The sequence below is a fragment of the Pseudidiomarina taiwanensis genome (genome assembly GCF_003987435.1).
GTDB classification, from domain to species: domain Bacteria; phylum Pseudomonadota; class Gammaproteobacteria; order Enterobacterales; family Alteromonadaceae; genus Pseudidiomarina; species Pseudidiomarina taiwanensis.
In genome coordinates this window covers 88,618-102,881 of the sequence record NZ_PIQG01000001.1, presented here as the reverse complement: position 1 = coordinate 102,881, position 14,264 = coordinate 88,618, and the positions used below count along the sequence as shown (strand labels likewise).

Below are 14,264 nucleotides of genomic sequence, written 5' to 3'. Positions count from 1 at the left end.
TGCGTGGCATCATGATGAAGTGATTCGAGAGCAACCAAGGTCGTAATTTTGAGTGACGGGAAAGCAAATCTAAAAGAGTTGCAAGCGACAATTGAAGCCGCTGAAGCAGCGATTAAAGCAAAGAGTGACTTTCTCGCAAATATCAGTCACGAGATCCGCACGCCGATTAACGCCATTTTGGGGATGACTCAGCTGTGCCTCAAAACGGAACTCGATGACGAGCAGCGTAACTATTTAAAATCGATTGAGAACTCATCGAAAGTATTGCTAGCTATTATCAACGATATTCTCGACCTCGCTAAGCTCGACGCCGACAAATTAATTATTGAAGCGATTCCTTTCGACTTAGCTGAAGTGCTTGAAAGTTTGGCGGATATGTTTGCCTACCGTGCCTACGATAAAAATTTGGAATTCGTTATCAAGCTCCCCGGCAACATTCCAACTCAACTCATTGGCGATCCGCTGAGACTGAATCAGGTTTTGGTCAACCTTGTCAGCAACGCCATTAAATTCACCGATGCCGGTGAAATCGTGGTTGCGGTAACACTGTTAGACCAATCCACTGAAGATGTTCATTTACGTTTATCTGTTACTGATACCGGTATCGGAATGGATGAACATCAACGCGCGCGCTTATTCCAGTCATTTACCCAAGCGGATAGCTCAACCACGCGGAAATATGGCGGGACCGGTTTAGGGCTCGCTATTTCACAACGGATCGTTAAATTAATGAACGATCACGGTTTAGGGGTCACGAGTAGTTTGGGGCAAGGCTCAACTTTTTTCCTCGAATTACGCTTCCCACTGCAACAAGATATTGATAATAGTGCGGAGGAAATGTTGCGCGAGCGTCTTTCCGAGCGCTCTATTTTGGTGGTTGAAGATAACCTCACGACCCGTGACATGGTGACCGAACTATTGCGTAGCTACCAAGCTAAGGTGGTGAGCTGCCGCACCGCTGAAGAAGCCTTGCCACTTGCGTTAGAACAAAAATTTGATGTCGCCATCGTTGATTGGCAATTGCCCGGGTTAAGTGGCTTGGAATTCTGCCAAAGGTTACAGCACCATGCAGAAACCCCGGCACTGATTATGACAACCAGTTACTTTGCAACTGAACTACAGGCAACGGCAAAGCAACATGGCGTCGATGCTTTTGTGGTGAAACCTTATACCAGCCGCAGTCTCATCCGAGCGCTCTGCTCGGCCCTGACCTTACCGGGCGCCACCACCGAACTTCCTGGTTTTCAACTTGCTGAGCAACTGCTAGGGGCGCGGGTACTGATTGTCGAGGACAATGATATCAACCGCCATATTGCAAAAGAAATGCTTGAACACGCGGGTGTACAAACAGATTCCGCTAGCAATGGGCGGATCGCGCTCGATAAAGTCGAACAAAACCGCTACGGCCTGATCTTGATGGATGTGCAGATGCCAGAAATGGATGGTCTTGCGGCCGCTCAGCAATTACGAACGCGTTATTCTGCGGCGGAACTCCCGATTGTTGCCATGACCGCCAATGCATCCGATGAAGATGTTGAGAACTCACGCCGCGCCGGAATGCAGGATCACTTAACCAAGCCAATCGATGAAGCTAAACTAATTGCGGCCATCAACAAATGGTGCCGGAGTGACACTCCAGCACAGGTCAAGACCGAAGCAGCCGATACTGATGCCGCCCCTACAAGGGCTCCGGATTACCCAACCTACCGCGGTATTGATCTGCCCGCGGCGCTGGGTCGTTTACAACATAATACAGAACTGTACCAGCAACTTATCGAACGCTTACGGCAAGACTATGACCATGCGCCAGAGCGCGTCGTCGACCTCATCGCAAAAGGTCAGCATCGCGAAGCTCAGCGGTTTTTTCACTCATTGAAAGGGGCTGCGATAAACCTTGGCTTACTCCGCTTACATGAAGTCGCAGGAAGCTTGGAAACAAACATGCAAAATGGCGAGCTTGATAAAGTCGCAGATGATATCGTCCTGCTTGCCCCCTTACTAAGCCAAGCGCAACAAGTGGCGAGTGACCTCAACTTAAAACAACAACGTCAGCTATAGGAGAAATATCGATATGACGCGTTTTTTATTTCTCGTGCCGGTAGTGCTCTCAGTGATCTGGTTTTTATATTTGCGTATGAACGGCTGGAGCCTCAAGCAAGGTAAACAAGGGTTTGTTTACATCATTGTCTTTAGTGTCGTGGTTGCCGTTGCATACAGTCTGCTGCTTTTTCTTACCGGCCGCTAGCTAAACTCACCCAACAAGCGCAAGTAAAATACCGGCTGCGACCGCAGAGCCAAGTACCCCGGCGACATTCGGCCCCATCGCATGCATCAACAAGAAATTCTGAGGATTCGCTTCAAGGCCAACCTTATTCACCACTCGAGCAGCCATTGGCACCGCTGAGACTCCGGCAGCGCCAATCAAGGGGTTGAGTGGCTCTTTACTGAATTTAGCGAGCAGTTTCGCCATCAACACACCTGCGGCGGTTCCTAAACCAAACGCAACCGCTCCAAGTGCCAAAATACCGAGCGTTTCCACGGCTAAAAACTGATCTGCAGATAATTTTGAGCCCACTCCCAGACCAAGAAAGATGGTCACGATATTAATTAATTCATTTTGTGCCGTCTTACTTAAGCGCTCGACAACACCCGCCTCGCGCATTAGGTTGCCAAGGCAAAACATTCCCACCAAAGGTGTTGCGGTTGGCAATACAAGTAAGGTCAACAACAGCACGGCAAGGGGAAAGAGAATTTTTTCTCGGCGACTGACTTCACGTAGTTGCCGCATTTGAATCGAACGTTCCTTGGCAGTGGTCAAAGCTCGCATAATGGGGGGTTGGATAATGGGTACCAACGCCATATAGGAATATGCGGCAACCGCAATCGCTCCCAACAGCTCGGGAGCAAGCCGTGACGCCAAAAAGATAGCAGTCGGACCGTCGGCTCCGCCGATTATCGCAATTGCAGCAGCATCAGCGAGCGTAAAATCAAAGCCGGGAATCATATTCAAAGCGATGGCACCGAGCAGCGTTGCAAAAATACCAAATTGGGCAGCCGCGCCTAACAGTAAGGTTCGGGGGTTTGCAAGGAGCGGACCGAAGTCGGTCATGGCGCCAACGCCCATAAAAATCAGCAACGGGAAAACTCCCGAGGCGATGCCCACTTCATATATCAGGTAAAGTAATCCGCCCGGTTCAGTAAAACCGGCTAGAGGAATATTTGCAAGAACAGCCCCGAAACCTATCGGCAGCAGCAACAGTGGCTCAAACTTTTTCGCAATGGCGAGATATAGCAGGCCAGCACCGACAAGCATCATCACTGCCTGCCCCCAAGTAAAGGCAGAAAGTGCGGTGCTTTGCCATAATGTTAGAAATCGTTCAAACATTTAGTTCATCCCGATCAAAGTTGCGCCAACCGTTACGCTATCGCCTTCCTTCACCGCTATCTCAGTGACGGTCCCTGCGCAGTCAGCGGTAATATCGGTTTCCATTTTCATCGCTTCTAGGATCATCACAACATCCCCAACAGCGACCTTATCCCCTGGTTTCACCAAGATCTTGAAGACATTGCCCGCCAGTGGTGCTGAAATTTTTTGCGCCTCTGCCGTCGGTGCTGGTTTTGCCTCAGTCGAAGCGACTTGCGGTTGTTCTAGTTTCGCCGCGCCGCTCGGTCCAACGGTCACGGTAAAGCACTTCCCTTCGACTACCACATCATAGGTTTCCACATCGGCAACCGTAGTAGTAGGTTTGACCGCTTCTGCTTCCGTGGCTGGTGCGGCTGTCGGTTGAGGTTCAAAAGCGTCTGGATTGTCTCGGTTACGGAGGAATTTCAAGCCGATTTGCGGAAATAAGGCATAGGTCAACACATCATCGTCCTCACACTCTGCGAGGCAGATAGCATCCTTTTGCGCGTGCTCACGTAACTCTTGTTGGAGTCGCTCAAATTCATCGCTGAGTAAATCTGCAGGACGAACTGTTATGGGCTCATCCCCCTCGAGTACGCGTTGTTGTAACTCCGCATTAACCGGAGCGGCAGTCGCGCCATATTCACCTCTGAGCACGCCTCGAGTTTCTTTGGAAATCGATTTGTAACGCTCACCTGTTAAAACATTCAACACGGCTTGCGTTCCGACAATTTGTGAAGTCGGTGTCACCAAAGGAATAAAACCGAGATCTTCTCGCACCTTTGGAATTTCTGCTAAAACGGCATCAAATTTGTCACTCGCTCCTTGCTCGCGCAGCTGGTTCTCCATATTGGTGAGCATCCCACCTGGGACCTGTGCGGTTAGGATGCGCGCATCCACGCCTTTCAGCGAACCCTCAAATTGTGCGTATTTTTTTCGTACCTCACGAAAATAATCTGCAATCGGTGTGAATTGCTCTAATTCAATTCCAGTATCTCGATCGGTGCCTTCTGTCATCGCCACCAAGGTTTCGGTTGCGGAGTGACCATAGGTCATACTCAAAGGTGAGATGGCGGTATCAAGCATATCAATACCCGCATCTATGGCTTTCTGATAGGTTGCAGTACTCAGTCCGGTGGTCGCATGACATTGCATCGCGATGGGAATATCTACGGCTTGTTTTAACGCACTAATCAACTCGAATGCGGCAGCTGGTCGAAGTAAGCCAGCCATATCTTTAATACAGAGACTATCACACCCAAGGTCGGCGAGTTCTTCTGCCATTTGCACCCATTTTTCCAAGCTATGAACCGGACTTACCGTATACGATAACGTCCCTTGTGCATGTCCATCGACCGCTTTGGTTGCAGCAATTGCAGCCGTTAAATTGCGAACATCGTTCATCGCATCAAAGATACGAAAGACATCCACTCCATTTTCCCGTGATCGCTCAACGAACCGCTTCACCACATCATCTGCATAATGCCGATAGCCAAGTAAGTTTTGCCCGCGCAACAGCATCTGTTGCGGAGTGTTCGGCATCGCCCGTTTCAACTCGCGAATCCGCTCCCAAGGGTCTTCACCCAAGTAACGGATGCATGCATCAAAGGTTGCACCGCCCCATGACTCCATCGACCAGTAGCCCACTTGGTCAAGTTTCTCAGCGATTGGCAGCATATCATCAAGACGCATCCGCGTGGCGAGTAGTGATTGATGTGCATCGCGGAGTGCGAGTTCAGTTAAAAGGAGCGGCTTGCCCATCTTTAGATCTCCCTATTTCGAATCGTGGCGACGGTGGCGTTGGCGATAATGATGCAATGCGGCTGCGATAGCCACCTGTTGCTGTGAGGCAACTGACCCAGCGCTCTGCTGCGCAGGCTCAACTGGACTCGTCGATTGCTCAGCGAAGCAGAGCCGCAACAGGCGCATCGCTACGATCACGATCGACAAAAAGGCGAACACGACGGTCATGCCGGTCACCATAATAATGAGTGCATCGTTGAATAACTGATTCACGCTCAATACCCCAACCAAGTTATCGGCTGTAATAGAATATTAACACCATATCACAAACCCGGACGGGTTTAAGTAGTGAGCAAAAATAAGGGAGATTCATTAAAGAAATGGCGCACTCGGGAGGACTCGAACCTCCAACCGCCTGGTTCGTAGCCAGGTACTCTATCCAGTTGAGCTACGAGTGCGCAATTTGGGGTGTCGATAAGATGGCGCACTCGGGAGGACTCGAACCTCCAACCGCCTGGTTCGTAGCCAGGTACTCTATCCAGTTGAGCTACGAGTGCGTTGTTATCTTATCTACAGAAGATGGCGGAGAGGGAGGGATTCGAACCCTCGATACAGCTACAAACTGTATGGTCCCTTAGCAGGGGACTGGTTTCAGCCACTCACCCACCTCTCCGTAATCTTGTGGCGATGAATTCTAGCGGCACTGACTGTAAAGTCAATTGATTTTTTCCAGTTCGCTGTGCGTTTGTGGGAATTTTGAACACTTGGTTTGAAATTCAACCATTCTTGCTAGCCGCTAAAGCCAAAATAAAAAAGCTGTCCCACCAAAGCGGAGCAGCTTTCTCTGCAACTCTGATAATTACTCGCCAGAGTTTTCTTTATTATCTTGTTCCGCTTGGATGCGCATGTATATCTCCTCGCGATGCACTGACACATCTTTTGGAGCATTAACACCAATGCGAACTTGGTTTCCTTTTACACCCAAGACAGTGACTGTTACCTCGTCACCAATCATTAGGGTCTCACCGACTCGGCGGGTTAAGATCAACATAATTAAGCTCCTTTCCCTACAGCATCCCAGAACGCCAAAAACTCTTTGCTTGTGCGCTATCAGACCATGCTAACGCGCGACATCCAATTTATTACGATTGTTATATTAGCCCTAATTTTAGGCTTATACAACCCTGAAAACAATTAATCGCAAAGATTTATAAGACCTGCTTAAGCATAGCACGCACGGCAGACAATGCATCCTCGATTTTACTTGGATCAGAACCACCTGCTTGAGCAAGGTCTGGGCGCCCTCCGCCTTTGCCACCCACTTCAACTGCAGCCGTATTGACAATATCACCCGCTTTCACTTGGCTTGTTAGGTCTTTCGTTACACCAGCGATTAAAGCAACTTTTCCTTTGCTTTCCACCGCCAGCATGATGATCCCTGACTGCAGTTGATTCTTCAGGTCATCGACCATTTCACGAAGTGCCTTAGATTCTACGTTTTGTAACTGTGCAATGATCACTTTGCGACCATTAATATCCTCTGCTTGAGCAACTAAATCACCACCAGCTGCACTTGCAAGCTGTTGCTGTAGTTGATCAATTTGCTTTTCCAGATTGCGGCTCCGGTCAAGTTGAGCCTGTAAACGTTGACTCAATGCCAAAGGCTCAGCTTTTAATAGATTAGCGGCTGTGCGCAATTCATTTTGCTGACGCAAAGTAAAGCTAGCGGCATGATGTCCGGTGACTGCTTCAAGCCGGCGCACCCCTGAGGCAATTCCTGACTCGCTGACAATTCTAAAGCCGGCAATATCGCCCGTGCGGGCTACGTGAGTTCCGCCGCAGAGCTCCATCGAGAAATCACCCATGCTGACGACTCGCACTTGGTCATCGTACTTTTCGCCAAACAGCGCCATTGCACCCGCTTTTTTAGCCTCGTCAATTGCCATGTGTTGCGCGGTGAGTTCATGGTTTGCCATGATTTCACGGTTCACTTGCAACTCGATTTGATCAAGCTGCTCCGCACTCACTGCTTCATAGTGAGAAAAGTCAAAACGGAGTCGATCTGCAGTGACGAGCGAGCCTTTTTGCGTCACATGCTCGCCAAGCAAGTTGCGGAGTGCGGCGTGAAGTAAATGAGTCGCCGAGTGATTACGCTTTATTTGGGCGCGTCGCTCAGCATCAATTTCAGCGTATACACTATCACCAATCTTTAAAGTGCTCTCTGCTACACCATGATGGCCGATTGCTTTACCAATATATTGGGTATCTGCAACAGTAAAACAGCCGCCATTTGCGACTAATTTCCCGGTATCACCAATTTGACCACCGCTCTCTGCATAAAATGGCGTTTTCGCAAGTACGATAATCCCTTGCTGACCAGCCTCTAGTTGCTGTACCGATTCACCCTCGACAAAGATTTCAACGATGTCAGCCGTGTCTTTCACCTCGGTATAGCCAACAAACTGAGTTTTAACGTCGGACTTCAGCCGTTGGTTGTAATCGACCCCGAACTGGGATGCCTCTTGCGCACGCTGACGCTGCTGAGCCATTGCGGCATGGAAACCTTCTTCGTCAATGCGAAGTTGCTTCTCACGCGCGATATCAGCGGTTAAATCCATCGGGAAGCCATAAGTGTCATAAAGCTTAAAGACGACTTCACCCGGAATCACATCACCCTCTAACTGATTGAGTGAATCCTGCAGAATTGCTAATCCTCGCTCGAGGGTTTTGCCGAACTGATCTTCTTCACGCGCCAGCGCATCAGTAATCACTTGCTGCTTTTCAACCAGCTCAGGGTAAGCTGCGCCCATCTGCACGACGAGCGCCTTCACTAATTTATGGAAGAAGCCAGTTTGCGCACCGAGCATGTTCCCGTGCCGAATAGCGCGCCGGATGATCCGTCTCATCACATAGCCTCTGCCTTCGTTTGATGGTTGCACACCGTCAGCGATAAGGAAGCTACATGAGCGGATATGATCGGCAATAACGCGTAGTGATTTATTATCAAGGTCAGTGGTGCCAACACACTCGGCGGCAGCCTTGATGAGCGCAGTGAACAAATCGATTTCGTAGTTGCTATGAACATGCTGGAGTACCGCCGCAATTCGCTCCAGCCCCATCCCCGTATCGACCGAAGGTTTGGGTAACGGCTCCATAGTTCCGTCAGCTTGACGGTTAAATTGCATGAATACGAGGTTCCAGATTTCGATATAACGATCACCATCTTCTTCCGCTGAGCCAGGAGGACCACCCCATACCTCATCGCCATGATCGTAGAAGATCTCAGAGCATGGGCCACAAGGTCCAGTATCCCCCATAGACCAAAAATTATCTTTAGCGCCGATGCGAGCTATACGCGCTTCCGGCACGCCTATTTCTCTGGCCCAAATATCGTATGCTTCATCATCCTCAGTAAATACTGTGACCCACAGTTTATCGGCAGGAATTCTCAGTACTTCGGTGAGAAACTCCCACGCATATTGAATCGCTTCGCGCTTGAAATAATCACCGAAGCTAAAGTTACCGAGCATTTCGAAAAAGGTATGATGCCGTGCGGTATACCCCACATTTTCCAAGTCATTGTGCTTACCACCCGCGCGCAAGCAGCGCTGTGATGACGTCGCTCGGACATAATCACGCTTTTCATCGCCAAGAAATACATCTTTAAACGGCACCATACCGGCATTTGTGAATAACAGCGTGGGGTCATTACTTGGAATAAGCGAAGCGGATGCAACGCGCTGATGACCACGTTCTTCAAAAAATGAGAGAAACGCCTCGCGGATTTCAGCACTGGTCATACTCATGAAATTTTTCCTACAAAATCTGGGTCAATTAAAGGACTAAATTTTAGCCGCAAAGCCTAGCATGAAACAGGTTGCAAGCCTAGTCTGTTGAACACTCTGATTGCAATTGGAGTGCGTGTTGCACTTGTTCATACCTAAACCCGCGTTGCAGCAAATGGCGGATTATTTTATCCCGTTGCTTGCGGTCAGTGGGAGGCTGTTCACCAAATTTACGAAAGAGTCGTTCCGCACATAGCTGAAACCAATCAGGCTCAAGCTCATCTAGCAGTTCGTTCAGTAATTCACTGCGAATACCTTTATGTTGGGCTGCGGCAGCAATTTTAGTCGGTCCATCGCCCTTAGCGATTGATTGCCGTAACCAACTCTCGGCAAAACGGCGATCGCTTTGATAGCCTCGCTCGCCAACATAATTTAATGCCGCTTCGATCTGAGTCTGAGTGAATCCACGCTGGCGCAATTTTTGGCGCAATTCCAGTTGTGAATGCTCGCGTCTTGCCAGCAAACGCAGCACGGTCTCACGCGCTTGTTGTTCGGTTGTGTCACTCATATTGAATTAATTGCCCAAGTTGGCGTCTATAGCATAGGTATCATGATTACATTAACACCGGGAAAACTCAAAATGGAGCGGCTCATGAAAGCACATGCCATTTCGCTCAGCACAGCGATTTTAGGGCTATTATTTTTAACTGGGTGCCAACCTCAATCTATCGATAATTCAAAGGTCTATCGGATCAATGACACGGCCAATGAGAGCAGAACGATTACTGTTCAAGGCGCTGCTAGCGTGCGCGCAACGCCTGATCAAGCGCAGGTACATATGCTCATTCGCCGAATGGGCCAAGATCTTAACCTATTAAAGGCTCAAGTTGACCAGCAAACACGGCAAATTCAAGAAGTCGCTGTTGCCTTTGGTTTGCCGCCAGAACAAGTCATTACTCCGCAATTTTCGATTTATCCAGAATACCGTTGGGTCGACGAGGAACGCGTCTTTAAAGGTTATAACGTCACTCGACAAGTCACTTTGCAGTTAGCCCAAATCGAGCAGGTTGACCAACTTGTTGAACAACTCGTGCAAGCTGGGGTTGAACAGATTAGTTCGATTCAATTTCAAGTCACTGAACAAGAAGCTCTCTACAACGAAGCGTTACGACGTGCGACTTCGGTTGCCCAACACCGAGCCAAGTTATTAGCTGTGCACAACCAGGCACAGTTAGGGGAACTTATTCGCCTTGACGAAGTAAGTGCTGGTCAACCGTATCCCATCGAGGCGATGCGCATGCGCGCAGCTGATGCGAGTCCGACCCAGCCGGGAGAACAGGAAATTAATGCACAAGTAACGGCAACCTATCGTCTTACAGAGGCTGCTGCGGGAGATTAACGGTGAGGCAGTGAGGACCACCGCCTGCTGCGATAAATTCGCGAGCAGGGGTGGTTAATTGCAACAATTCTGCATTACTTTGCAAAAAACATGAAGATGCGGTGGCATCAGCTGGTAGACCAAATTGCGGCACCACCAGTAAATCTTTATAACGAATAAAATTAGCATAACTGGCCAGAATCGCTTTGTGCTGCCGCGCTAATACGCCCTTGCGACGCTGCACATCAACAAGTGGATAGCTGGCAGCGGACAGCAGTTCTAGCTTCGGCAGTTTAACTAAGTTAAGTGGTTGCTGCTGCGCTTGAAAGGCCTGTTGTATTGCGGCCAAGAAAATCACACCGAGCTCTTGCTCAGCCAAATCTTGCACATAAGCGAGGGTGTTGGAGTCGATAAACTGAGCATAATTATCCATATGCCCGCCGGTTTCGTCAGCCCAATGCGCCCAATCTAATCCAATCAGAGTATGCAACCCCAACTGCCGCTTGAGGCGCACACTTAGTTGCCCCCAACTCAGCTTTGGATTATTGCGCAATAAGCTGCGGCGATGAATCAAGCCAAGTCCACGGCCATTGGTTACGATCATTCCGCCCTCAATGACTAACCCATCAGAGTCACAACGCAGGCCAAGCTGCAAAGCAAGTCTTAGGGCAAAGGCATTGTCGCGAGATACTTCTGGATATAAGCCGTGCCATGCATCAAACCGAAACGCACGGGCGCGCAACTGGTTGTGCTTGCTCATCCACAAAGGCGCAATATCTCGAGCCCAAGCATCATCATAACTCAATGGAATTAATGGAAGGTCTGAAACGGTCCGCGCAACTCGTCCATACCAAAGCGGATGCACTGCAAGATAAACGGGATGATAGTGCTGCACTGCACGCAATAATTGCAGCAGCTGCTGTTGCGCTGGAGCGAATTCAGGTTGTCGATCAACCCCGCGCCAGACATCACGTCGACAGGGCCACAGTGCTAATAGTGGCCCCTCTAGTTGCCAGTCCGCGAGAAGCATCTCTAGCGCTTCTTCGCGGCCTTTTGTGGCTCACGCGATGAGATTTTACGCGCTTGCTGGAGACGCTGGTTTTGGGTTCTTCGAGCTCGAGCGTAGCGCTTTTGGCGATTGTCTTTTTGGCGCGGATTGGTAAAACTTTGTTGCTCAGGCGGAAGTTGAACAAGACTACGCAAATAGTTAATTTGCTCTAAGTCTAATTCCCCCCAGCCACTTTGTGGTAAGCCCTGCTCTAGCTTGATATTGCCATACCGGACACGAATCAAGCGACTAACCTGAACTCCCTGAGATTCCCACAGTCGACGTACTTCACGGTTGCGGCCCTCAGTTAACATCACATTGAACCATTGATTGATGCCCTCACCGCCTCCACGTCTAATTTGTTTGAAGGCAGCAGGACCATCTTCGAGTTGCACACCACTTTGCAGTCGCTTGAGCATCGCATCATCGACTTCGCCAAAAACACGCACTGCATATTCGCGCTCAATCTGATTGGCAGGATGCATAAGACGATTGGCAAGTTCGCCATCGGTGGTAAATAACAGCAAGCCGGAGGTGTTGATATCCAAGCGCCCAACCGCAACCCATCGTGCTCCTTGGATACGAGGTAAGTTGTCATAAACGGTTGGCCGCCCTTCAGGGTCACTGCGAGTACAAAGCTCACCTTCGGGCTTGTGATACATCAATACCCGACAAATCATATCCGCCGCAGGCTTAATCGAGACCTCGTGTCCATCAATACGGACCTTCTCGTTGCCATCAATACGGTCGCCAAGGGCTGCAACTTTACCGTCGACGCTGACCCGTCCGGCTGCAATTTTCGCCTCGAGTTCGCGTCTAGAACCATGCCCTGAGCGGGCTAGAACTTTCTGTAATTTTTCACTCATGTACTTGAGACTCTTCTGTTGTCGCTGTCGCAGCGGTTACGTGAGCCGATTGAGCTGAATCGTCAGCGGCTGTTGCAACCGCGGGAATTTCAGGCAACTCAGATAAATCCTGCAAACTTAAATCATCAAGAAACGTCGCTGTGGTCGCATATAATTGCGGTCGTCCAGGCACTTCGCGATGCCCGACGACTTTGATCCAACCACGCTCTTGAAGGGTTTTCATAATCTGTGAACTGACACTTACACCACGAACTTCTTCAATATCACCGCGGGTGATCGGTTGTCGATAAGCAATTAATGCCAAAGTCTCCAATAGTGCTTGTGAGTACTTCGGCGGCTTCTCCTGCCACAGGCGCGCGATTATATCACCCAATTCGGCTCGTGTCTGAAATCTATAACCCGATGCAACCTCAACTAAAGTTATGCCACGCTCGGCGTAATCTTGCTGTAACTCACTGAGAACTTGCTTCAGTTGCTGTCGACTGATTTGCTCAGGCTCTAAAACTTCCATCAGTTGATTCAAGTTAAGCGGGGTGCCCGCGGCAAATAGCAAGGCCTCAATAGTTTGTTTAAGTTGATGCGTTTGCATACACTTCACCCTCGTTCTGCGATTGAGCTTTGGCAACCACATGAATTTCACTAAACGGATCAATTTGGGTTATTTCAATCAAGGTTTCTTTGACCAGTTCGAGAATTGCTAAAAAGCTTACGACGACGCCCGCACGGCCTTCCTCTGGACGAAAAAGCTCAGATAAACTCACCCTAGTTTGGCGCTGCAATACATCTAAAATTTGACTCATGCGCTCGCGCGTTGATAAACGCTCTCGATGAATATGATGATGAAGTTTAAGGTCGGCCTGCTGTAACGCTGCGGCAAAGGCGAGCGCAAGCTCATGTGCCGTTACCTCAGGTAACAACTGTTCAATCCGCTCATGTGCGTTCGTCTCAACACTTACCTCGAATTGATCACGCCCCATTTGTGGACGCTCATCAATATGCTGGGCACCAAGGCGGATCGCCTCATACTCCTGTAAGCGCCGAATTAATTCCGCGCGCGGATCGACTTCTTCGTCCTCCTCAGTTTTGGGCTTAGGCAATAACATGCGACTTTTTATTTCCGCAAGCATCGCAGCCATAACCAGGTAATCTGCCGCTAACTCGAGTTTTAACTCCTTCATCATCTCGACGTACTCCATGTACTGCGTCGTGATCGGAAGAATAGGTAGTTCAACGATATCAAGCTTTTGCCGACGAATAAGATAGAGTAATAAGTCCATCGGTCCCGAGAAACTCTCGAGAATCAATTCCAACGCATCAGGCGGAATATAAAGATCTTCAGGTTTGTCCAGCAAGGGTTCGCCGCGGACAAAGCCAAGGGGCAAGGATTGTTGCTGTGGTTCAGCCTGCGAAGGGTCCGACATCACCTGCTCCTGCGCGGAGGATTTCTATCTCGTCACCGGACATATCTACGACTGTTGTCGGTTCCTCACCACGGTGTCCGCCGTCAATGATGACATCAACAGCATGTTCGAGACGCCAACGAATTTCGTATGGATCCGACTCCGCAAACTCTTCACCTTTCATAACTAAACTAGTCGACATCAATGGCTCCCCAAGGCTCTCAGTCAATGCCATCGTGATCGGATCGTCAGATACGCGGATCCCGATCGTTTTGCGCCGCGCATTAAGCAGACGTTTAGGCACTTCTTTGGTCGCAACTAAGATAAAAGTGTAGTGACCTGGGGTATTGTTTTTGAGTAAGCGAAATGCTTGATTATTCACGCGTGCATAAGTAGCAAGCTCAGATAAGTCTCGGCACATCAAGGTAAAATGGTGGTCTTTATCGACTTCACGAATTTGGCAAATACGCTCCATCGCATTTTTATCACCAATACGACAGGCGAGCGCATAGCCAGAGTCGGTTGGATAAACCATGACTCCGCCTTGACGAAGAATCTGCACGGCCTGTTGTATTAGCCGCGCTTGGGGATTTTCTGGATGGACCGCAAAGTATTGGCTCATGCTACTCGTTAATTACTTA

At 49.4% G+C, this 14,264-nt stretch carries 14 protein-coding genes and 3 tRNA genes; 3 read left to right on the top strand and 14 right to left on the bottom strand.

Translation table 11 applies throughout. The features are described from left to right. Nucleotides 1–48: 48 nt before the first annotated feature. Nucleotides 49–2,058 carry a response regulator gene (locus tag CWI83_RS00505; protein ID WP_126824264.1) on the top strand — a complete coding sequence of 670 codons (2,010 nt, stop codon included), beginning with the start codon at nucleotides 49–51 and terminating at the stop codon, nucleotides 2,056–2,058. A gap of 13 nt (nucleotides 2,059–2,071) precedes the next feature. Next, nucleotides 2,072–2,245: a hypothetical protein gene (locus tag CWI83_RS10580; protein ID WP_198677224.1), complete on the top strand. Its 174-nt coding sequence runs from the start codon at nucleotides 2,072–2,074 to the stop codon at nucleotides 2,243–2,245. A 6-nt stretch (nucleotides 2,246–2,251) separates the two neighbouring features. Here CWI83_RS10580 and CWI83_RS00500 read toward each other — a convergent pair whose 3' ends face one another. The 9 genes from CWI83_RS00500 to CWI83_RS00460 all read right to left on the bottom strand — a co-directional run bounded on the left by CWI83_RS00500 (nucleotide 2,252) and on the right by CWI83_RS00460 (nucleotide 9,499). Beyond that, nucleotides 2,252–3,385 carry a sodium ion-translocating decarboxylase subunit beta gene (locus tag CWI83_RS00500; protein WP_126824261.1) on the bottom strand — a complete coding sequence of 378 codons (1,134 nt, stop codon included), beginning with the start codon at nucleotides 3,383–3,385 and terminating at the stop codon, nucleotides 2,252–2,254. Continuing rightward, nucleotides 3,386–5,164: a sodium-extruding oxaloacetate decarboxylase subunit alpha gene (gene oadA, locus CWI83_RS00495; protein ID WP_126824258.1), complete on the bottom strand. Its 1,779-nt coding sequence runs from the start codon at nucleotides 5,162–5,164 to the stop codon at nucleotides 3,386–3,388. It lies immediately after the preceding gene. Nucleotides 5,165–5,176: 12 nt separating this feature from the next. Then, nucleotides 5,177–5,419, bottom strand: coding sequence for an OadG family transporter subunit (locus CWI83_RS00490; RefSeq protein ID WP_126824255.1), 243 nt, complete (start codon nucleotides 5,417–5,419; stop codon nucleotides 5,177–5,179). A 108-nt stretch (nucleotides 5,420–5,527) separates the two neighbouring features. Then, nucleotides 5,528–5,604: transfer RNA gene (locus tag CWI83_RS00485), tRNA-Arg, on the bottom strand. Nucleotides 5,605–5,626: 22 nt separating this feature from the next. Next, nucleotides 5,627–5,703, bottom strand: a tRNA-Arg gene (locus CWI83_RS00480). Between the two features lie 23 nt (nucleotides 5,704–5,726). Then, nucleotides 5,727–5,819, bottom strand: a tRNA-Ser gene (locus CWI83_RS00475). A 186-nt stretch (nucleotides 5,820–6,005) separates the two neighbouring features. Then, on the bottom strand, nucleotides 6,006–6,197 hold the full coding sequence (csrA, locus tag CWI83_RS00470) for a carbon storage regulator CsrA (protein ID WP_126824252.1): 192 nt from the start codon (nucleotides 6,195–6,197) through the stop codon (nucleotides 6,006–6,008). A 157-nt stretch (nucleotides 6,198–6,354) separates the two neighbouring features. Continuing rightward, nucleotides 6,355–8,952, bottom strand: coding sequence for an alanine--tRNA ligase (gene alaS, locus CWI83_RS00465; RefSeq protein ID WP_126824249.1), 2,598 nt, complete (start codon nucleotides 8,950–8,952; stop codon nucleotides 6,355–6,357). A 79-nt stretch (nucleotides 8,953–9,031) separates the two neighbouring features. Beyond that, nucleotides 9,032–9,499: a regulatory protein RecX gene (locus CWI83_RS00460; RefSeq protein ID WP_126824247.1), complete on the bottom strand. Its 468-nt coding sequence runs from the start codon at nucleotides 9,497–9,499 to the stop codon at nucleotides 9,032–9,034. Nucleotides 9,500–9,583: 84 nt separating this feature from the next. Here CWI83_RS00460 and CWI83_RS00455 point away from each other — a divergent pair, with 84 nt between their 5' ends. Next, on the top strand, nucleotides 9,584–10,330 hold the full coding sequence (locus CWI83_RS00455) for an SIMPL domain-containing protein (RefSeq protein WP_157980344.1): 747 nt from the start codon (nucleotides 9,584–9,586) through the stop codon (nucleotides 10,328–10,330). On the opposite strand, the gene CWI83_RS00450 is transcribed toward CWI83_RS00455, so the two are convergent. Genes CWI83_RS00450 through CWI83_RS00430 form a run of 5 tightly spaced genes read right to left on the bottom strand, consistent with a single transcriptional unit; the run spans nucleotide 10,305 to nucleotide 14,245 of the window. Further along, nucleotides 10,305–11,339 (bottom strand): agmatine deiminase family protein, encoded by a 1,035-nt coding sequence (locus CWI83_RS00450; RefSeq protein ID WP_126824241.1) that lies wholly within the window; start codon nucleotides 11,337–11,339, stop codon nucleotides 10,305–10,307. The two genes, CWI83_RS00455 and CWI83_RS00450, sit on opposite strands and share 26 nt — an antisense overlap. 2 nt (nucleotides 11,340–11,341) lie before the next feature. Continuing rightward, nucleotides 11,342–12,223, bottom strand: a complete 882-nt coding sequence (gene rluB / locus CWI83_RS00445; protein ID WP_126824238.1) for a 23S rRNA pseudouridine(2605) synthase RluB — start codon at nucleotides 12,221–12,223, stop codon at nucleotides 11,342–11,344. Then, on the bottom strand, nucleotides 12,216–12,812 hold the full coding sequence (gene scpB / locus CWI83_RS00440; RefSeq protein ID WP_126824235.1) for an SMC-Scp complex subunit ScpB: 597 nt from the start codon (nucleotides 12,810–12,812) through the stop codon (nucleotides 12,216–12,218). Before scpB ends, rluB begins: the two co-directional genes overlap by 8 nt. Further along, entirely contained in the window at nucleotides 12,793–13,644 is an 852-nt protein-coding gene (locus CWI83_RS00435) for a segregation and condensation protein A (RefSeq protein WP_126824232.1), read from the bottom strand. The genes scpB and CWI83_RS00435 overlap by 20 nt, the downstream gene beginning before the upstream one ends. Next, nucleotides 13,622–14,245, bottom strand: a complete 624-nt coding sequence (locus CWI83_RS00430; protein ID WP_126824229.1) for an L-threonylcarbamoyladenylate synthase — start codon at nucleotides 14,243–14,245, stop codon at nucleotides 13,622–13,624. Before CWI83_RS00430 ends, CWI83_RS00435 begins: the two co-directional genes overlap by 23 nt. Nucleotides 14,246–14,264: the final 19 nt, after the last annotated feature.

Coding starts and splice junctions, on each gene's coding strand:
- CWI83_RS00455 (WP_157980344.1), top strand. CDS start 9,584: ATGAAAGCACATGCCATTTCGCTCAGCACAGCGATTTTAGGGCTATTA.
- CWI83_RS00460 (WP_126824247.1), bottom strand. CDS start 9,499: ATGAGTGACACAACCGAACAACAAGCGCGTGAGACCGTGCTGCGTTTG.
- CWI83_RS10580 (WP_198677224.1), top strand. CDS start 2,072: ATGACGCGTTTTTTATTTCTCGTGCCGGTAGTGCTCTCAGTGATCTGG.
- csrA (WP_126824252.1), bottom strand. CDS start 6,197: ATGTTGATCTTAACCCGCCGAGTCGGTGAGACCCTAATGATTGGTGAC.
- CWI83_RS00430 (WP_126824229.1), bottom strand. CDS start 14,245: ATGAGCCAATACTTTGCGGTCCATCCAGAAAATCCCCAAGCGCGGCTA.
- rluB (WP_126824238.1), bottom strand. CDS start 12,223: ATGAGTGAAAAATTACAGAAAGTTCTAGCCCGCTCAGGGCATGGTTCT.
- oadA (WP_126824258.1), bottom strand. CDS start 5,164: ATGGGCAAGCCGCTCCTTTTAACTGAACTCGCACTCCGCGATGCACAT.
- CWI83_RS00450 (WP_126824241.1), bottom strand. CDS start 11,339: ATGCTTCTCGCGGACTGGCAACTAGAGGGGCCACTATTAGCACTGTGG.
- CWI83_RS00500 (WP_126824261.1), bottom strand. CDS start 3,385: ATGTTTGAACGATTTCTAACATTATGGCAAAGCACCGCACTTTCTGCC.
- scpB (WP_126824235.1), bottom strand. CDS start 12,812: ATGCAAACGCATCAACTTAAACAAACTATTGAGGCCTTGCTATTTGCC.
- CWI83_RS00435 (WP_126824232.1), bottom strand. CDS start 13,644: ATGTCGGACCCTTCGCAGGCTGAACCACAGCAACAATCCTTGCCCCTT.
- alaS (WP_126824249.1), bottom strand. CDS start 8,952: ATGAGTATGACCAGTGCTGAAATCCGCGAGGCGTTTCTCTCATTTTTT.